The 17673-nt window shown below is 62.9% G+C and carries 19 protein-coding genes; 11 read left to right on the top strand and 8 right to left on the bottom strand.

Annotated elements, in window-relative coordinates; genetic code table 11:
• Nucleotides 1-290: 290 nt before the first annotated feature.
• Nucleotides 291-1106, bottom strand: coding sequence for a patatin-like phospholipase family protein (locus FME97_RS08730; protein ID WP_232522858.1), 816 nt, complete (start codon nt 1104-1106; stop codon nt 291-293).
• A 141-nt stretch (nt 1107-1247) separates the two neighbouring features.
• The gene (locus FME97_RS08725; protein WP_141429047.1) at nt 1248-1784 is read right to left on the bottom strand and encodes a 5-formyltetrahydrofolate cyclo-ligase; all 537 of its coding nucleotides are present in this window, start codon (nt 1782-1784) and stop codon (nt 1248-1250) included.
• A gap of 119 nt (nt 1785-1903) precedes the next feature.
• On the opposite strand from FME97_RS08725, the gene FME97_RS08720 reads away from it, so the two are divergent.
• From FME97_RS08720 to FME97_RS08710, 3 genes are read left to right on the top strand one after another with little or no spacing between them, the layout of a single operon-like run.
• Nucleotides 1904-2602: a succinate dehydrogenase cytochrome b subunit gene (locus FME97_RS08720; protein WP_141429045.1), complete on the top strand. Its 699-nt coding sequence runs from the start codon at nt 1904-1906 to the stop codon at nt 2600-2602.
• A gap of 32 nt (nt 2603-2634) precedes the next feature.
• Entirely contained in the window at nt 2635-4581 is a 1947-nt protein-coding gene (locus FME97_RS08715; protein ID WP_141429042.1) for a fumarate reductase/succinate dehydrogenase flavoprotein subunit, read from the top strand.
• 39 nt (nt 4582-4620) lie between these two features.
• On the top strand, nt 4621-5364 hold the full coding sequence (locus FME97_RS08710) for a succinate dehydrogenase/fumarate reductase iron-sulfur subunit (RefSeq protein ID WP_141429041.1): 744 nt from the start codon (nt 4621-4623) through the stop codon (nt 5362-5364).
• Nucleotides 5365-5461: 97 nt separating this feature from the next.
• Here FME97_RS08710 and FME97_RS08705 read toward each other — a convergent pair whose 3' ends face one another.
• From FME97_RS08705 to fsa, 5 genes are all read right to left on the bottom strand, one after another.
• On the bottom strand, nt 5462-5944 hold the full coding sequence (locus FME97_RS08705) for a DUF4252 domain-containing protein (protein WP_141429039.1): 483 nt from the start codon (nt 5942-5944) through the stop codon (nt 5462-5464).
• A 12-nt stretch (nt 5945-5956) separates the two neighbouring features.
• Nucleotides 5957-6826: a porin family protein gene (locus tag FME97_RS08700; RefSeq protein WP_141429037.1), complete on the bottom strand. Its 870-nt coding sequence runs from the start codon at nt 6824-6826 to the stop codon at nt 5957-5959.
• A 12-nt stretch (nt 6827-6838) separates the two neighbouring features.
• Nucleotides 6839-7357, bottom strand: coding sequence for a hypothetical protein (locus tag FME97_RS08695; RefSeq protein WP_141429036.1), 519 nt, complete (start codon nt 7355-7357; stop codon nt 6839-6841).
• Complete coding sequence (locus FME97_RS08690) at nt 7332-7850, bottom strand: RNA polymerase sigma factor (RefSeq protein ID WP_141429034.1); 519 nt, start codon at nt 7848-7850, stop codon at nt 7332-7334. Before FME97_RS08690 ends, FME97_RS08695 begins: the two co-directional genes overlap by 26 nt.
• 139 nt (nt 7851-7989) lie before the next feature.
• Nucleotides 7990-8646, bottom strand: coding sequence for a fructose-6-phosphate aldolase (gene fsa, locus FME97_RS08685; RefSeq protein WP_141429032.1), 657 nt, complete (start codon nt 8644-8646; stop codon nt 7990-7992).
• A 291-nt stretch (nt 8647-8937) separates the two neighbouring features.
• Here fsa and FME97_RS08680 point away from each other — a divergent pair, with 291 nt between their 5' ends.
• The 7 genes from FME97_RS08680 to FME97_RS08650 all read left to right on the top strand — a co-directional run bounded on the left by FME97_RS08680 (nt 8938) and on the right by FME97_RS08650 (nt 14490).
• A complete protein-coding gene (locus FME97_RS08680) occupies nt 8938-9480 on the top strand; it encodes a PspC domain-containing protein (protein ID WP_141429031.1) in 543 nt (180 codons plus the stop codon).
• Between the two features lie 6 nt (nt 9481-9486).
• Complete coding sequence (locus FME97_RS08675; RefSeq protein ID WP_141429030.1) at nt 9487-9696, top strand: PspC domain-containing protein; 210 nt, start codon at nt 9487-9489, stop codon at nt 9694-9696.
• A gap of 4 nt (nt 9697-9700) precedes the next feature.
• Nucleotides 9701-10036: a PadR family transcriptional regulator gene (locus FME97_RS08670; RefSeq protein WP_141429028.1), complete on the top strand. Its 336-nt coding sequence runs from the start codon at nt 9701-9703 to the stop codon at nt 10034-10036.
• A gap of 29 nt (nt 10037-10065) precedes the next feature.
• Entirely contained in the window at nt 10066-10878 is an 813-nt protein-coding gene (locus tag FME97_RS08665; protein WP_141429027.1) for a head GIN domain-containing protein, read from the top strand.
• A 25-nt stretch (nt 10879-10903) separates the two neighbouring features.
• Complete coding sequence (locus FME97_RS08660) at nt 10904-12244, top strand: PspC domain-containing protein (protein ID WP_141429025.1); 1341 nt, start codon at nt 10904-10906, stop codon at nt 12242-12244.
• A 106-nt stretch (nt 12245-12350) separates the two neighbouring features.
• A complete protein-coding gene (gene pfkA / locus FME97_RS08655) occupies nt 12351-13331 on the top strand; it encodes a 6-phosphofructokinase (RefSeq protein WP_141429023.1) in 981 nt (326 codons plus the stop codon).
• A gap of 157 nt (nt 13332-13488) precedes the next feature.
• Nucleotides 13489-14490 carry an adenosine kinase gene (locus tag FME97_RS08650; protein ID WP_141429021.1) on the top strand — a complete coding sequence of 334 codons (1002 nt, stop codon included), beginning with the start codon at nt 13489-13491 and terminating at the stop codon, nt 14488-14490.
• Between the two features lie 122 nt (nt 14491-14612).
• On the opposite strand, the gene FME97_RS08645 is transcribed toward FME97_RS08650, so the two are convergent.
• Nucleotides 14613-15512 carry a glycosyltransferase family 2 protein gene (locus tag FME97_RS08645; protein WP_141429019.1) on the bottom strand — a complete coding sequence of 300 codons (900 nt, stop codon included), beginning with the start codon at nt 15510-15512 and terminating at the stop codon, nt 14613-14615.
• A gap of 68 nt (nt 15513-15580) precedes the next feature.
• Between FME97_RS08645 and FME97_RS08640 the strand changes: the two genes are divergently transcribed.
• Nucleotides 15581-17641: a protein-disulfide reductase DsbD family protein gene (locus tag FME97_RS08640; protein ID WP_141429016.1), complete on the top strand. Its 2061-nt coding sequence runs from the start codon at nt 15581-15583 to the stop codon at nt 17639-17641.
• Nucleotides 17642-17673 lie beyond the last annotated feature (32 nt).

Genomic DNA, 17673 nt, shown 5'->3' with positions numbered 1-17673 from the left:
GATACGGGCCGCACGCATACCCCGGAAAGGGAACTCCGGAGCGGAAAAGGATACGGGTTTCGGCCTTTTGGGCGTACCCATATCACATTCAGGCAAAACAGTTGCGATTTCAGAATCTTTCTTTATCTTTGCCGCATAGGAATCCCGGAAGTTTTTCCGGAGTCGAAGACAACATTGCGGCGGTCCTCAAATCTGTGTGAAGTTGCGTCACTACTTATTTATTATTCTTTGAATTCTTCAAAAACGGACCGCCGCAATCTTTTTCCGATTTTAACAAAATCCATGCCATATCAGTCCCCGGCCGCACGGCGTTCGAGCGCCTCGCAGGTCGCCCGGCGCCCCGCTTCGACGATCTCCTCCGAACGGTAGAACTCGAACATGCTGAAGCTGTCGGCCGGCAGCTCCACGACGACGTCGGGCCGGTACAGCCGGCGCATCAGCCCCGCGATATGCTGCTGCATGATCTGCGACGAGGCGGTGAGCATCCGGTAATAGTTCAGCGACACCTTGCCGGCCGCCGGAGCCGCAGCGAACGGGGCGCAGACGTCCACGGCGATCAGCAGGTCGCCCTCCTCGCGCCGCACACGGTTGAGCGGCAGCGGATTGACCGTGCCGCCGTCGATGAGCACCATGCCGTCGCGGCGCACGGGCCGGAAAACCGAAGGGATGGAAATCGACGCCCGGATGGCATCGTACAGCCCGCCGCTGTCGAGCACCACCTCGCGTCCGGTCAGCAGGTCGGCCGCCACGGCGGCGAACGGCAGCGGCATCCGTTCGATCCGCACGTCGGGAACCAGCTCCTTCATCGCCGCGATCACGCGGTCGCCCTTGACCAGTCCTTCGGAGCTGAAGGCGAAATCGACCAGGCTGAAGACCTTATAGCGGTCCAGCGCGCACATCCACTCCCGGAAAGGCTCCAGATGCCCCGCAGCGTACATGCCGCCGACCAGCGCCCCCATCGACGTTCCCGCCACGGCCGCGATCTCGAATCCCCGGCGCTCCAGCTCCCCGATCGCGCCGATATGCGCGATTCCCCGCGCTCCGCCGCCGCCCAGCACGAGCGCAACCCGGCGTTTTTTCGCTCCCATACCCTTCTCTCCTGTCATTTCAACGGTTGTTTTTTCTTTCCGCACCGGCCGGAACACCCCGGTCGGGTCCGCGGTCCGGAACCTCCTGCCGCAATGTCCCGGACGCACTCCGCACGGCCGGCCATACCGTGCACGCTTCGTGCCGCGATACGCGGCGCCTCACTCCGCCACGACGCAGTCCACCGCCACGTCGTGCGGTTCGGAGGGCAGCTCCCCGACCAGTTGGTGCGCATAGCAGACCCCGACCGTCGCCCCGCGGAACTCCGTCTGCGAAAGGTAACGGTCGTAATACCCCTTCCCGCGTCCCAACCGGACACCTCCGGCCGTGAAGGCCACCCCGGGAACCACCACGAGGTCGATCTCCCCGGGCGGACATGTCCGCGCCCCGGGCTCCGGCTCGGCGATGCCGAACGCCCCGCGCCGCAGCGCCGCCGGATCGCAGTCGCAGAAGCGCATGGCGTCGCCCTCGACGCGCGGCAGGACCAGCCGCTTCCCCGCCGCACGCCACCTCTCCGCCACTCCCCCGGTGTCCGGTTCGTCCGGCAGGGCCGAGAAGAGCGCCACCGTATGCGCCGCGGCGAAGGCCGGCGACTCCCCGACCCGGCCGAATATCCGCGCCGAGGCCACGGACCGCGCTTCGGCCCCGAGCGAAAGATTGCGCGCCTTCATCGTCCGGCGCAGCTCTTTTTTCGTCATACGAACCCTCCTTCCGGGCACAAAATTCCCGCCCGTTTTTGTTGTTATTCCGCGAACAATGGCTATCTTTGCCAACGGAAACACAAATCTTTAACAAATATAAACAAATTCAAAACATTATGAGCTGTTTTCTATCTAATTCCTCGCTTGGCAAGAAGTTAGTAATGAGCGTGACGGGATGCTTCCTCGTGCTCTTCATCCTCTTCCACATGTCGATGAACGTCACGGCGATCCTCTCGCCCGAAGCCTACAACACGATCTGCGAGCTGCTGGGCGCCAACTGGTACGCACTCGTCGGAACGGCCGTTCTGGCGCTGGGTGTCGTGGTGCACTTCATCTACGCCATCGTCCTCACGCTGAACAACTACCGCGCACGCGGCTCGCAGCGTTACGCCGTCACGGTGCAGGAGCCTGGCGTGACGTGGGCTTCGAAGAACATGCTCGTGCTGGGCGTCATCGTCCTGCTGGGCCTGCTGCTCCACCTCTACAACTTCTGGGCGAAGATGCAGCTCGTAGAGATTCTGGGCGGACACACCAACTCGCTGGGCTTCGGCGCGGCCGACGGTGCGTCGCTCATCGCCTACACCTTCTCGCAGTGGTACTACGTGGTGCTCTATCTCGTTTGGTTCGCCGCGCTGTGGTTCCACCTCACGCACGGCGTGTGGTCCATGTTCCAGACCGTAGGCTGGGCCAACGACACGTGGTATCCCCGTCTGAAGTGCATCGCCAATATCGTGGCGACGATCGTGTTCCTCGGGTTCGCTGCCGTGGTGCTCGTCTTCTTCCTCTGCCCCTGCATCGCAGGCGCCGCTTGCTAATCAATTCGTAGAACAACAAACACACAAACGATATGGCTTTAAAATTAGATGCTAAAATTCCTGCCGGTGCGCTCGCCGAGAAGTGGAGCAACCACAAGGCAGCTATCAAGGTCGTAAGCCCCGCCAACAAGCGCAAGCTCGACATCATCATCGTCGGAACCGGTCTGGGAGGCGCCTCCGCAGCCGCTTCGCTCGGCGAACTGGGCTACAACGTCAAGGTGTTCTGCATCCAGGATTCGCCCCGCCGCGCCCACTCGATCGCCGCACAGGGCGGTATCAACGCCGCGAAGAACTACCAGAACGACAACGACTCGATATACCGTCTGTTCTACGACACGATCAAGGGCGGCGACTACCGCGCCCGCGAGGCCAACGTCTACCGCCTGGCCGAGGTCTCGAACCTCATCATCGATCAGTGCGTGGCACAGGGCGTGCCCTTCGCCCGCGAGTACGGCGGCCTGCTGGCCAACCGTTCGTTCGGCGGCGCGCAGGTATCGCGCACCTTCTACGCCCGCGGCCAGACCGGCCAGCAGCTTCTGCTCGGCGCCTACGCGGCCCTGAACAAGGAGATCGCCGCCGGCTCGGTGAAGAGCTACCCGCGCCACGAGATGCTCGACATCGTCATCGAGGACGGCGAGGCGCGCGGCATCATCGCCCGCAACCTCGTGACGGGCGAGATCGAACGCCACGGCGCGCACGCCGTCGTGATCGCCACGGGCGGCTACGGCAACGTCTTCTTCCTCTCGACCAACGCCATGGCGTCGAACGGCTCGGCCGCCTTCCAGTGCTACCGCAAGGGCGCCGGCTTCGCCAACCCCTGCTTCACGCAGATCCACCCCACGTGTATCCCCGTACACGGCGACCAGCAGTCGAAACTCACGCTCATGTCGGAGTCGCTGCGCAACGACGGCCGCATCTGGGTTCCCAAGAAGCTCGAGGACGTGAAGGCGATCCGTTCGGGAGCCAAGCAGCCTTCGGACATCGCCGAGGAGGACCGCGACTACTATCTGGAGCGCCGCTACCCGGCCTTCGGCAACCTCGTGCCGCGCGACGTGGCTTCGCGCGCCGCCAAGGAGCGCTGCGACGCCGGCTACGGCGTGAACGAGACGGGTCTGGCCGTGTTCCTCGACTTCAAGACCGCCATCGAGCGTCTGGGCAAGGACATCATCAAGCAGCGTTACGGCAACCTGTTCGACATGTACGAGGAGATCACCGACGTCAGCCCCTACGAGCAGCCGATGCAGATTTTCCCCGCCGTGCACTACACGATGGGCGGCATCTGGGTGGACTACAACCTGATGACCACCATCCCGGGCCTCTACGCCATCGGCGAGGCCAACTTCTCGGACCACGGCGCGAACCGTCTGGGCGCATCGGCCCTCATGCAGGGTCTCGCGGACGGCTATTTCGTGCTGCCCTACACCATCGGCGACTACCTCTCGCACAAGATCCAGGCTCCGAAAGTGAAGACCGACACCAAGGCCTTCGACGAGGCCGAGAAGGGCGTCCGGGAGAAGATCGCGAAACTCCTCTCGATCCAGGGCAAGCAGTCGGTGGACGACATCCACAAGAAGCTGGGCCACATCATGTGGGAGAACGTCGGCATGGCCCGCACGAAGGAGTCGCTCGAAAAGGCCATCACCGAAATCCAGGCCCTGCGCAAGGAGTTCTGGAAGGACGTGAAGGTGGTAGGCCGCGAAAACGAGTTTAACGTAGAGCTGGAGAAGGCGATCCGCCTGGCGGATTTCCTCGAGCTGGGCGAGCTGATGGCCCGCGACGCACTCAACCGCGAGGAGTCGTGCGGCGGCCATTTCCGCGTCGAGCACCAGACCGAAGAGGGCGAGGCGAAGCGCGACGACGAAAAGTTCGTCTATGCCGCCGTCTGGGAGTACAAGGGTATGGACCAGGCTCCGGAGCTGACCAAGGAGCCGCTGAATTTCGAGTTCGTACACCCCGCCCAGCGCAACTACAAGGACTAAATCCAATTGACGTTAAACTTTAATCATCGAATCGAAACCATGAATTTTACATTAAAGATATGGCGTCAAAAGGACGCTAAATCGAAAGGCGCATTCGAAACGTACAAGGTCGAGAACATTTCGGCCGACACCTCGTTCCTCGAGATGCTCGACATCCTGAACAACAACCTCATTCACGAGGGCAAGGAGCCCGTGGCCTTCGACCACGACTGCCGCGAGGGCATCTGCGGCATGTGCTCGCTGCACATCGACGGCCACGCGCACGGCCCCGGCCAGGCGGCCACCACGTGCCAGATCTACATGCGCAAGTTCAAGGACGGCGCGACCATCACCATCGAGCCGTGGCGCTCGGCGGCTTTCCCCGTCATCAAGGACCTCGTGGTGAACCGCTCGGCCTACGACCAGATCCTGCAAGCCGGAGGCTTCATCTCCGTACGCACGAACTCCGTGCCCGACGCAAACGCCATTCCGATTCCGAAGCCCGACGCCGACGAGTCGATGGACGCCGCCGCCTGCATCGGCTGCGGAGCGTGCGCCGCGACATGCAAGAACGGCTCGGCGATGCTCTTCGTCGCAGCCCGCGTGTCGTCGCTGGCCAAGCTGCCGCAGGGCCGCGTGGAGGGCGCCCGCCGCGCCAAGGCGATGGTCGCCAAGATGGACGAACTGGGATTCGGAAACTGCACCAACACGGGAGCCTGCCAGGCCGAATGCCCGAAATCCATCTCGATCGCGCATATCGCCCGTCTGAACCGCGAATTCCTCTCCGCGAAGTTCGAGGACTAAGTCCCGAACCGACGAAACCGAAAACACCCCGGCCTGAAACGGCCGGGGTGTTTCTCTTAATGAAGTACGCTCTGTTCCGGTCCGGGAACCGGAACCGTTACCGCTGCGGGCGGATCGACGAGAGCCGTGCGACCTGCTTGAGATCGAACTGCCCGTAGATGTTCACCGCGACGGTCTCCTTCGTGCCGTAGGTCAGCATCAGCAGCTCTGAATAGTAGTAGAACTCCGCCTCGCGCAGATAGAATTTCGTGGTCTGTCCCCCTTCGGTCTCCGACATCACCAGATGGAAACGGTTGTCCGGAGCGGTCGCAAGGGCCTCGGCATCGGCGACGAACTGACCGCCGTCCCCCTTGTCGAGCGCCACGATCCGGATATACTGGATACCGTCCAGCAGGCCGGCCAGCCCTTCGTCGCCCTTTTCGGCGGCCTGCCGGCTCATCATCCGCATCATCTTCCGCTCCAACTGCACGCTGGTGAACCCTTCGGCCTTCGTATAACGGTCGAAAAACTTCCAGGAGACATTCTGCGCCTGCACCAGCATCGGCAGCGACGCCAGCAACAACAATACGATCCGTTTCATAGACACCTCCGTTTACATGAAGATACAGACACCGAACGACAGCGGGTGACAGGTCGGCCCGGCACTGCTCCTGAAAAGCGGGGTGATGCCGTAGCGGACATAGACGCCGAAACCGCGGTAGGAGACCGCCCCGCCGATTCCGAATCGGAAGGGATTCACTCCGGACAGGCCGTTCTTCACCTTGGGTTTCTTGTAGATGGAATTGACCCCGACCGTGAAATCGCAGTAACCGACGACCGCGATGTTCAGATGGCGGACCGGCTCGCAGGAAAATTGCAGCGGGAAACCGAGCGACGTGATGCGCAGTTTCGACTTGCCGGCCGGCTCGTCCAGCGCCACGGGGACGATCCGGCCGTCCTCGCGCCCCAGCGTGATCGAATTGTTCGACAACCGGTAGTTATCGACCGTATAGCGCAGACCGGTCGAGAATCCGAATTTCCGTTTCCGGTCCAGGTCGATATCCAGACCGACCGGCGTGATGCCGAAGTGGAACGAATTGCCGGGCCGCACGTCGAGAAAATCCTCCGTTCCGGCCGGATAGCCCGCATAGTCGAGGCCGACCAGCGTGTTGAAACCCAGCTCGATGCCGTCGCAGAACACTCCGCACACGCGCGGATAGGATTTCACCTCGCGGTGTTTGCCCGTCTCCGTGTCGGAAGCCCGTCCGAGCGTCAGGCCGAACCCCGCCACTTCGAGAACCACGCTGCTGTCGTCGCTGCCGCGGCGCATGGTCACCAGCTCGTTCTCCACCTCCCCGATCGGCTCGCCCGCTCCGGCGGACGGCAGCTCCGGCAGAATACGCAGCGAATCGGCCTGCTGCGCCGTGGCGGAAAGCAGGGTGCACAGCAAAAAGAATCCGGTGAATGCCAATTTTTTGTCCATATATTCGGTTTTTTATCGGTTTTCCAACAGGTCGTCCACGATGCGGCCGGGCGATTCGAGTACGGCGAACGAACCGAGATAGGCCGTCGTCCGCATGGCGGTCTCCCGGTCATAGACCGCTCGTCCGTCGATATAGCAATAGGGCTCGCGCAGCAGTTCCACGCAGAGGAACGCTCCCAGCGCCACCGCCGCAGCCGCCGCGACGCCCCACCACGGCACGAACCGCCGCACGCTCCGCCGAAGCGGCATCCCGGAACCGGGCATCCGGAGCTGCCGCCCGGCAGGCCTGCTGCCCGACGGGACATGCGGCCGCTCCGCGGCAGACAGCCGCCCGACGGCCGTTTCCCATTCAACAGGCATCCGCTCTCCGGCCAGCGCATCCAGTCCTCCGAAGAGCACCCGCAACTCCTCCGTCATCCCGGAATCCCCCACGCGGGACAACTCGCGCAGCTCGCGTTCCTCGGCATCCGTCGTCCGGGCCTCGAAATAGCGCGCCGCCAGCTCCTCAATCCGTTTTCGTCGTTCGTTCATCGTCCATCCATTTTTTCAACGCCTCTCGCAGTCCGTGACGGGCGCGGGAGAGGATTACGCGCACCTGTGCTTCGTCGCAGCCGAGCATCCGGGCGATCTCGCAGGTCGGAACGCCCTCTATATCCTTCAGGTGGAGCGTCTCCCGCTGCCGCTCGGGGAGGCAGGCCATTGCCCGCCGCACCAGCTCGCGGGCCTCCCATCGCTCGGCATCCTCCGCGGCGAAGCGATCCGTCCGGCAGGCCGCCGCCTCCCCGCGCCGCCGGTCGGCCTCGCGTCTGCGGAGGCTGTCGTAACAGCGGTTCCGCACGGCGGTCATCACGAAAGAGCCGACATCGCTCCGCACGCAGAGCCGTTCCCGTTCCCGCCAGAAGCGTTCCAGCAGATCGTGCACCACATCCTCCGCCTCGGCCGCGCACAGCAGCAGGCTCTGCGCATAGCGGAACATCCGGTCGCGAAGCGGCACGATATCTCGGTCGAAGTCCAACTCCTTCATTTGCACATAAGACGAAACGGAGGCGCGAAACGCAACATACGTCTGCAATTTTTCACATCTTTTCTCCGGAACGGACACGCAACGGGGCGGGGATCCGCCCGCGACATCCCCGCCCCTTCCGTCCCGTCCGCCCGGCGGGCTATCCGTTCACCCGGGCATGATCCGCCAGGAACTGCGCCAGCCCGCTCTCCGTGAGCGGATGGCGGAGCAGCCCCTTGATCGCCGAGAGCGGGCAGGTCGCCACATCGGCTCCGGCATCGAGGCACTGGATGATATGGCGCGTGTGGCGGATCGAGGCCGCCAGCACCTGCGTCCGGAACCCGTAGGTCCGATAGACGCGGACGATATGCGCCACCAGCTCCACGCCGTCTTCCGAAATGTCGTCCAAACGGCCGACGAAAGGCGAAACGTAGGTAGCGCCCGCCTTGGCGGCCAGCAGCGCCTGCCCGACGGAGAAGACCAGCGTGCAGTTGGTGCGGATGCCCCGTTCGGCGAAATGGCGGACGGCGCGGATTCCCTCGGCCGTGCACGGCAGCTTGACGACGATATGCGGGTCGAGCGCCTCCAGCGCTTCGCCCTCGCGCACCATTCCTTCGAAATCCGTCGAGATCACCTCGGCGCTCACGTCGCCCTGCACGATCCGGCAGATTTCGACGTAATGGCGGCGGCACGCCTCCTCGCCCCGGATATTCTCCCGGGCCATCAACGACGGGTTGGTCGTCACCCCGTCGAGCACGCCCATCGCATGGGCCTCGCGAATCTGATCGAGATTCGCCGTATCGACAAAGAATTTCATCGTATTGCGGTAAGGTTTTAAGGTTTGGTCACTCCAAGATACGAAAAAATCCGATACGGCGGCCCTCCCGACACCGCCTTGCGACACGAAATGCCGCCGGTACGACGGCATACCTATATATAATTCATCATCCCCTTCGGAAATCTTCGGAAAGGCTCCGTGAAAAAAATCGCATGCAAACGAAAAAATATAGTACTTTGTATTGCATAATACTTAAATAAGTATTATATTTGCAATGTAAAAATAGTAGAACCCGCAAAACAACAAACCTGCGACAATACCTTTACGACCATGAAAGAGACTGTTACCGTAAACATCGGCTCCGAAGCCTTCACGCTCGACGACGACGCCTGCCGCACGCTGCGGTGTTATCTGGACGACATCCGGAGCCGTCTGCCGGAGGACGACACGGAGACGATGGGCGACATCGAGCGCCGCATCGCCGAAATCTTCCGCGAGCGGGTATCGTCGCCCATGCGGGTCATCACGCTCGACGTCGTGCGCGCCACGATGAACCAGATGGGCACTCCGGCCGCCTTCGGGGAACCGCGCCGCGACGCTGCGGCCGGAGCGCCGGAAAACGGCGATCCCGCGCCGAAAGAGGACGAAACGCCCTCCCCGCGCAAACTCTACCGCTCGCGGACCGAACGCTCGATCGCAGGAGTCTGCGGCGGACTGGGCGAATACTTCGACGCCGACCCGACGATGATCCGCCTCGTAACGCTGTTGCTGATTCTCTTCGGCGGCCTTTCGATCTGGGCCTACATCATCCTCTGGATCGTCATTCCCGAACAACCGGCACGCAAATTCACGCTCAACGACAAAAAACGATAAAACACAATGGCAACGAACGACAACAGGCGGTTATTCCGCTCGCAGGACAGCATCATCGCCGGCGTATGCGCCGGTCTGGCGGAATTTTTCGGACTCGACGTATCGCTGGTCCGCATCGCCACCCTCATTCTGATTCTTTTCGGCGGTCTCTCGCTCTGGGTTTACATCATCCTCTGGCTGATCGTACCCAAGGCCCCGAAACGCTTAAACCCCTGAAACCATGGCCGAAGACAACGTAAAAGCGCAGATGCGCAAAGGAATCCTGGAGTATTGCATCCTCGCAATCCTCTCGCGCGGGGACTCGTATGCTCCGAAGATCATCGCCGAGCTCAAGGCGGCCGAGATGATCGTAGTCGAGGGTACGCTCTACCCGATTCTCACGCGGCAGAAGAACGCAGGACTGCTGACCTACCGCTGGGAGGAGTCCCCGCAGGGACCTCCCCGAAAATACTATACCCTGACCGAGAAGGGCTGCGAGTACCTCCGCACGCTCGACGAGGCGTGGGACGAGCTCGTCGGACAGATTCAGGTCATCCGCCACGGGAAAAACGCATGAAAACGACAAAACCCTAACAAATCACAACCATGAAAAAGATCCTTCTGATATTCGTCATCCTGGGTGCACTGGCATCCGTCGCAGGCTGCATCCTCGGCCTCTCCGCCTCGGAGGTTCTCGCCTCCCCGAACCGGATCAACGGCAGCGGCAACCTCATCGACCGCACGATCCCGGCCCCGGACTTCGAAACCGTCTCCTCGGCCTGCGGAGTCACGGTCCTCATCACGGACGACAACACGGACCGCATCCGCATCGAAGCTGACGACAACCTGATGGAATACGTCGTCGTGGAGGAGCGGCAGGGCACGCTGCGCGTCGCACTCGACCAGGGCCGCAAAGGCGCCCGGAGCGTCTCGAACGCCCACGTGACAGTCACCGTACCGTCCAACGGCAAGATCCGTGCGCTCAAGGCATCGAGCGCTTCGCAGATCGTCTGCCGCACGGCGCTCGGCGCCGACGATTTCTCGATCGAGACCTCCAGCGCCGCGAAGGTCGAAGCGGCCGTCAAGGCCGGGAAGTGCTCGCTCGACGCGTCGAGCGCTTCGAAGATCGTCGCCGCCCTCGACGTCGAGGAGTGCCGCGCAGACGCGTCGAGCGCCGCGAAGATCACCCTTTCGGGCAAAGCCGCCCAATTCCGTGCCAACCTCAGCTCGGCCGCCAAGCTTTCGGCCGACGAACTCGACGCCGCGACGTGCTCGATCGACACCTCGAGCGGCTCCAAAGCCTCGGTGCACTGCTCCGGAACGCTCCGCGCCAACGCCTCGAGCGGTTCGTCGATCCGTTACTCGGGCGACTGCTCGACCCACCTGAGCAAATCGAGCGGCGGCAGCATCCGCAACTAAATCCATTCCCCAAGCACGCAAAACCATGAAAGAGGTCAAGAAATGCAGTATTTCGGGCGTGGCGTTCACGCTGGACGCCGACGCCTACGAAGAGCTGGCCGCCTATCTCGAGAGCCTGAAACGCTCCTACAAGGATTCGGCCGACGGGGCGGAGATCGTCGCCGACATCGAGGCGCGCATCGCCGAACTGATCCTCTCGGCGCAGGACAACGCCCGCATCGTCGAGAAGCCGCTCATCGAGAATATCATCCGCCAGATGGGCTCCGCCGAGGACATCTCCGAGACGGCGGACGCCGACCTGCACAGCGACACCCCGCGCATCCCGCGCCGTCTCTACCGCGACACGGAGAACGCCAAGCTGGGAGGCGTCTGCGCCGGCATCGGCCGGTACTTCGACATAGACCCCGTGTGGGTGCGGCTGGGACTTTTCCTCCCGCTGCTGTTCAGTTGCTTCGGGTGGATTCCCTTCCTGCACTGGTTCAGCCCGATGTTCGGCAACCTGTTCGGCATCTTCCTGATCTGCTACTTCATCATGTGGTTCGCCGTCCCGGCGGCCCGCACGGCCCGGCAGAAGCTGGAGATGAACGGCGAGAAGATCACGGCGCAGACCATCGGGGAGACCACCGCGGCCGCCGCAAGCAACGACCCCGACGCCCGGGCCAAACCGATCGTGGCGGAGGCCGTGTCGCTCTTCGGCCAGGTGGTGCTGATCCTGCTGAAAATCATCGCCGGGGTGCTGGTCTTCGGGCTTATCATGGCCGCCTGCGCCCTCATCATCGGGCTGTTCGCCGTGATCGTCGGCGGATCGGAACTGCTCTCGCCGGCATTCCTTCAGGAGATGACGCTCTGGGTTCCCGTGCTGGGCATCTTCGCGGTCCTCATCCCGGTCATCCTGCTGATCTACGTACTGATGTGCCTGATCGCCTCGCGCAAGCCCGGCGGCAAGACCGTGCTGGCGATCTTCCTTCTGTGGCTGGCTTCGATCATCGCCTGCTCGACGATCGCCATCCACGAGAACGTCGGGGAGCGTATCCGCCACAAGCGCGCCGCATTCCGCGAGGCGCTGCGGCAGGAGATCGTCATCGACGACAGCATCACGACGCTCGAAGAGCTGCTGGAGAACTACGACGAGGAGAGCGTGGTCCGCGAAGGCCGCAAGGCCCTCCATATCTCCGTACCGTCGAAGTCGCTCGACATCACGTTAGACAAGCAGCAGGGCGAACTGAAGGTGAACTCCGACGGACGGGAGGTCGTGGCGCTCAAGGCGCAGACCGGAGAGAAGGACGGGAAGACGACCGTCACGCTCGAAGCTTCGGCCGGTGCGGAAAACACCGGCGGACAGGCCGATTCGGCCGCAACGGAATAGAGACGATCCACCGATCGGAGGGGCGGCCGCGAATGCCGCCCCTCTTTTTTGCGGAAACCCGAAAAATCACTATCTTTGGGCGGTTTTGTTTTTAACGAATGAGAGTATGGCCGGAATCAAATGCATAGGCGTTCTGACTTCGGGCGGCGACGCCCCGGGCATGAATGCGGCGATTCGCGCGGTGACGCGCAGCGCGATCTACAACGGCTTCGCCGTAAAGGGTATCATGCGCGGATACAAGGGACTGGTGTTCAACGAGATCGTAGAATTCAAGTCGCAGAGCGTGAGCAATATCATCCAACTGGGCGGCACGATCCTCAAGACAGCGCGCTGTCAGGAGTTCACCACGCCCGAAGGACGCAAGGCCGCCCACGACAATATGGCGGAGGCCGGTATCGACGCGCTGGTGGTGATCGGCGGCGACGGTTCGCTGACAGGCGCCGAAATCTTCGCCCAGGAGTACAACGTTCCGATCGTCGGGCTTCCCGGAACGATCGACAACGACCTGGGCGGCACGGACTCGACGATCGGCTACGACACGGCGCTCAATACGATCATGGAGGCCGTCGATAAGCTGCGCGACACGGCGTCGAGCCACGAGCGGCTCTTCTTCGTCGAAGTGATGGGCCACACGGCCGGCTATCTGGCGCTCAACAGCGCCATCGCCACGGGCTCCGAGGCCGCTATCATCCCGGAGATGGAGACCGAAGTGGACCAGTTGGCCGAACTGATAAACCACGGTTTCCGCAAGAGCAAGAATTCGGCGATCGTGATCGTAGCGGAGAACCCCAAGACGGGCGGCGCCACGGCGCTGGCCCAACGTGTCAAGAAGGAGTTCCCGCAGTACGACGCCCGTGTGACGATTCTGGGCCACATTCAGCGCGGCGGTTCGCCCACGGCCGTGGACCGCATTCTGGCCTCGCGCATGGGCGAAGCGGCCATCGAGGCGATTCTCGACGGACAGCGCAACGTGATGATCGGCATCCGCAACGGGCAGATCGTCTATGTGCCCTTCGCCAAGGCGGTCAAGCACAACAAGGGCATCGACCGCGGTGCGCTGGATCTGGTGAAGATACTATCCATATAATACCGGGAAGACCCGGATACGGTTCCCGTCTCCTCCACCGGCGCTCCGCCCGTCGGAAGCGGCCGCAGGGAGATGCGTGCGTCCCTGCGGAAGACATCCCGGGCGAACGGACGGAAAGGGAACCGCGGCAAACCCTCAAAAACCCGAACACAAACCAATGAAACGCGTAATCGGCATCGGCAACGCCCTTACGGACATGCTGGTCAATCTGAAAACCGACTCCGTGCTGGGACGGTTCAAATTAGCCAAAGGCTCGATGAGTCTGGTGGACACCGTGCTCCAGACCGAAATCTCGAAATCGGTGGCCGGACTCCCCTACTCGCTCTCGCTCGGCGGCTCGGCAGGCAACACGATCCGCGCCATGGCGCAGCTGGGCTGCAAGGTGGGCTTCATCGGCAAGGTGGGCCCCGACACCACGGGCGATTTCTTCATCCAGGCCCTCGAGAACCTCGGCATCGAGCCGCTCATCTTCCGCGGAAAGGAGCGTTCGGGCAAATGCGTTTCGCTCATCTCTCCCGACGGGGAGCGGACGATGGTGACCCACCTCGGCGCAGCGCTGGAGCTGTCGGCCGCGGAGATCGAGCCCTCGATCTTCGACGGCTACGACTGTCTCTACGTCGAAGGGTATCTGGTGCAGAGCCACGACCTCATCCTGCAGGCCGCCCGCACGGCCAAGGAGTGCGGGCTGAAGGTGGCCATCGACCTGGCGAGCTTCAACATCGTCGCCGAGAACCTCACGTTCCTGCGCGACCTGGTGCGCGAATACGTCGATATCGTCTTCGCCAACGAGGACGAGGCCAAGACCTTCGCCTGCGAAGCCGAGCCGCTGAACGCCCTGCAGGCGATTTCGGAGCTGGCCGAACTGGCCGTGGTGAAGATCGGCACGAAGGGCGCGCTCATCAAACGGGGCGACGAGGTGGTGCATGTGGGCATCATGGCCGCCGCCAGACGCGTGGACACCACGGGCGCAGGGGACTTCTATGCGGCGGGATTCCTCGCCGGGCTGTGCGAAGGGCTTTCGCTGCGCCAGTGCGGCACGATCGGCGCCATCACCGCAGGCAAGGTGATCGAAGTCGTGGGCACGACCTTCGGCGAAGACGCCTGGAAAGACATCTACCGGCTGGTCAGCAAGGTCAAGCACGAGAAATACCTCTTTTAGATTCAGATACCGGACGAACGCACGAAACTCCGGACCAAAACACGAAGGACGCCTCCTCCGGAGACGTCCTTTTTTCGCCGATTCCACGATCATACCGGTCCGGACAGTCTCGGGCGCGCCGCCTACCGCCCGGGACCGCAGAAGATTCCCCGCGCGATCCCCCAGCGCAGGCGCAGGAGCCAGCGGGACTTGCGGGGCGGCATGGTCAGCGCCAGCAGCAGCGTCGCTCCCCACTTCGCGATCTCGAGCGCGCAGGTCTTCGCCATGCGGCCGTGAATCCGCGCCCGGAGCCGCTGGCTCACGCCCACGTTGCGGCTCAGCCGCCGGAAGTACTCCTCCGTGAGCTTCGACGGGGGGATGATATGCCACATCACCGCACCGGGAACGTACCAGATCGTCTCGCCGCCGCGCCGCAGCCGTTCGAAGAAGTCGTTCTCCTCGCCGCCGATCAGCTCGCCGTTCGCCCGGCCGAGCGAGGGATCGAAACCGCCGAATCCCTCCAGCCCCGCCCGCCGGAACGCCATGTTGCCGCCGCCCGGGACCCGTCCCGCGGGAAAGGGACGCACCGCGTCGCCGAAATCCATCGGATTGGCGATCGGCATCTCGACCCACTTCGACATCCACGCCGGACGTCCCCCGGGATACTCGGCGACAATGCGCCCCCCGGCCACGACGGCCTCGGGATGCGAGTCGAAAAAGTCGGCATAGGCCCTCAGGAAGCCTTCGTTCACCCGCTCGTCGTCATCGATGAAGACCACGATCCCCCCGCGCGCCTCCGCAAGCCCCCGGTTGCGGGCGTACGACACCCCCGGACTCTCCTCGCGGACCATGCGGAGCGTCACTCCGGGATGCGCCGCGGCGAAAGCCCCGAAACGCGCCTCGGTATCGTCCGGCGAATTGTTGTTCACCACGACGCATTCCCATTCCTGCGGCGGGAGATCCTGCCGCACGACGGATTCGAGCGCCGCCAGCAGCGGCGCGGCACGGTTGTAGGTAGGGATTACGAGCGACAGACGAATCATCCCGCGAATGTAGCGATTAATCCGCAAAAAACCGCTATATTTGTCCGGATTATAAAACGAATACGACCATGCAGAGACCAATGCGCATACTTTTGCCGCTCTTCGCGGCACTGTTCGCCGCCGCATCGGCCGCGGGCCAAAACGTCACGTGGACGGGCACGGCGGAACGTCTCGACGACAACGCCTACCGCATCGTGCTCGAAGCCGCGATTCCCGCAGGCTACCACATGTACGACATGGGCCCCTACGACGGAGGTCCCAACGCCACGACGATCACCTTCACGCCGAACGAGGACGTCACGCTCGAAGGCGGCGTCGAACAGCTCGACACGCCGCACCGCTATTTCGACGAACTGTTCGGCATGGAGATCGGAACTTTCTCCGGAAAGGCCCGTTTCGCCCAGCGGGTGAAACTCGCGGCTCCGCAGGCCGCGCTCAAGGCGCAGATCGAATGGATGATCTGCGACGATACGAGCTGCATGCCGCCCGACGATACGGAACTGACGATCGCGGTTCCAGAGGGTTCGGCGAACGGAGAAGGCGCGGTTCCCGCGTCGCGGCCGTCGGACACGGAGGCCGGCGCGACGGGGAACGGTCCCTCCGCCGCGCTCGCCGCGACGACTCCGGCAACGGCGCCCGATGCCGCGGGCGGAGGTACGCTCTGGTCGCTCATCATCGAGGCGATCCTCTGGGGATTCGCCGCGCTGCTGACCCCCTGCGTCTTCCCGATGGTCCCGATGACCGTCTCGTTCTTCATGAAAGGTTCCGGAAGCCCGGCGCTGGGCCGTTTCCGCGCCGCCATGTACGGTTTCTTCATCGTGGCCCTCTACACGCTCCCCATCGCGGCGATCATTCTCGTCACGCGCATCCTCGGCGGCGACGCCGTGACGGCCGACATATTCAACTGGCTGGCCACGCACTGGCTGCCGAACATCCTCTTCTTCCTCGTATTCATGGTCTTCGCCGCCTCGTTCTTCGGTGCGTTCGAGATCACCATGCCCTCGTGGATGGTCAATAAGACCGATGCGAAGGCCGATTCGAAGGGGCTGGCCGGCATCTTCTTCATGGCCCTGACGCTCGTGCTGGTGTCGTTCTCCTGCACGGGTCCCATCGTCGGATCGGTGCTCATCAAGTCCACCGCAGGCGAGTTCTGGAGTCCGATCGTCACCATGCTCGCATTCTCCGTGGCCTTCGCCCTGCCCTTCACCCTCTTCGCATTCTTTCCCGCGATGCTCAAGAAGCTGCCCAAAAGCGGCGGATGGCTCAATTCGGTGAAGGTCGTACTGGGATTCATCGAAGTCGCGCTGGGTCTGAAATTCCTCTCCGTGGCCGACCAGACCTACCACTGGGGACTGCTCGACCGCGAGATTTACCTCGCCGTGTGGATCGTCACCTTCTCCCTGCTGGGATTCTACCTGCTGGGGAAAATCAAATTCGCCCACGACAGCGACATGCCCTACCTGGGTGTGGGACGCCTCGCACTGGCCATCGTCACCTTCTCGTTCGTCATCTACCTCCTTCCCGGCATGTGGGGCGCCCCGCTCAAAGGACTTTCGGGTTATCTTCCGCCCCTTGCGACACAGGACTTCGTCGCAGGACAGGGCGGCGCGGCCGCGGGAAGTACGGCCTCCGGAGAGGGGCTGCGGACCGTCGAAGGGCTCAAACCCAAATACAGCGACTTCCTCCACCTGCCGCACGGGCTCGAAGGGTTCTTCGATCTCCGGGAGGCCGAAGCCTATGCCGAAAAGGTCGGAAAGCCGCTCTTCATCGACTTCACGGGACACGGTTGCGTCAATTGCCGCGAAATGGAGGCCCGCGTATGGTCCGATCCCGAGGTGCTCGCCATGCTACGCAACGACTACGTGATCGTCGCGCTCTACTCCGACGACAAGAAAGTGCTCCCCGAGAACGAATGGGTCACGACCGAGTCGGGAAAAGTGCTGAAAAGCCTCGGCAAGATCAACTCCCGCTACGCGCTCACGACATACGGCGTGAACGCACAGCCCTACTACGTCCTGCAGGGACGAGGCGGCAAGATGCTCGTACCGCCCCGCGGATACGACCTCAGCGTACCCGGATTCGTCGCATTCCTCCGAAGCGGACTCGAAGCATACCGGGCGGAACGGTAGCGCGGGCCGGAGAGGAGGAGCGGCTCCGTTGC

Origin of the sequence: Alistipes dispar (assembly GCF_006542685.1) — a bacterium.
GTDB classification, from domain to species: domain Bacteria; phylum Bacteroidota; class Bacteroidia; order Bacteroidales; family Rikenellaceae; genus Alistipes; species Alistipes dispar.
Note: the sequence above shows the minus strand (reverse complement) of the source record. Positions and strands in the feature narration are given on the sequence as shown.

Coding starts and splice junctions, on each gene's coding strand:
- FME97_RS08730 (WP_232522858.1), bottom strand. CDS start 1,106: ATGACAGGAGAGAAGGGTATGGGAGCGAAAAAACGCCGGGTTGCGCTC.
- FME97_RS08725 (WP_141429047.1), bottom strand. CDS start 1,784: ATGACGAAAAAAGAGCTGCGCCGGACGATGAAGGCGCGCAATCTTTCG.
- FME97_RS08720 (WP_141429045.1), top strand. CDS start 1,904: ATGAGCTGTTTTCTATCTAATTCCTCGCTTGGCAAGAAGTTAGTAATG.
- FME97_RS08715 (WP_141429042.1), top strand. CDS start 2,635: ATGGCTTTAAAATTAGATGCTAAAATTCCTGCCGGTGCGCTCGCCGAG.
- FME97_RS08710 (WP_141429041.1), top strand. CDS start 4,621: ATGAATTTTACATTAAAGATATGGCGTCAAAAGGACGCTAAATCGAAA.
- FME97_RS08705 (WP_141429039.1), bottom strand. CDS start 5,944: ATGAAACGGATCGTATTGTTGTTGCTGGCGTCGCTGCCGATGCTGGTG.
- FME97_RS08700 (WP_141429037.1), bottom strand. CDS start 6,826: ATGGACAAAAAATTGGCATTCACCGGATTCTTTTTGCTGTGCACCCTG.
- FME97_RS08695 (WP_141429036.1), bottom strand. CDS start 7,357: ATGAACGAACGACGAAAACGGATTGAGGAGCTGGCGGCGCGCTATTTC.
- FME97_RS08690 (WP_141429034.1), bottom strand. CDS start 7,850: ATGAAGGAGTTGGACTTCGACCGAGATATCGTGCCGCTTCGCGACCGG.
- fsa (WP_141429032.1), bottom strand. CDS start 8,646: ATGAAATTCTTTGTCGATACGGCGAATCTCGATCAGATTCGCGAGGCC.
- FME97_RS08680 (WP_141429031.1), top strand. CDS start 8,938: ATGAAAGAGACTGTTACCGTAAACATCGGCTCCGAAGCCTTCACGCTC.
- FME97_RS08675 (WP_141429030.1), top strand. CDS start 9,487: ATGGCAACGAACGACAACAGGCGGTTATTCCGCTCGCAGGACAGCATC.
- FME97_RS08670 (WP_141429028.1), top strand. CDS start 9,701: ATGGCCGAAGACAACGTAAAAGCGCAGATGCGCAAAGGAATCCTGGAG.
- FME97_RS08665 (WP_141429027.1), top strand. CDS start 10,066: ATGAAAAAGATCCTTCTGATATTCGTCATCCTGGGTGCACTGGCATCC.
- FME97_RS08660 (WP_141429025.1), top strand. CDS start 10,904: ATGAAAGAGGTCAAGAAATGCAGTATTTCGGGCGTGGCGTTCACGCTG.
- pfkA (WP_141429023.1), top strand. CDS start 12,351: ATGGCCGGAATCAAATGCATAGGCGTTCTGACTTCGGGCGGCGACGCC.
- FME97_RS08650 (WP_141429021.1), top strand. CDS start 13,489: ATGAAACGCGTAATCGGCATCGGCAACGCCCTTACGGACATGCTGGTC.
- FME97_RS08645 (WP_141429019.1), bottom strand. CDS start 15,512: ATGATTCGTCTGTCGCTCGTAATCCCTACCTACAACCGTGCCGCGCCG.
- FME97_RS08640 (WP_141429016.1), top strand. CDS start 15,581: ATGCAGAGACCAATGCGCATACTTTTGCCGCTCTTCGCGGCACTGTTC.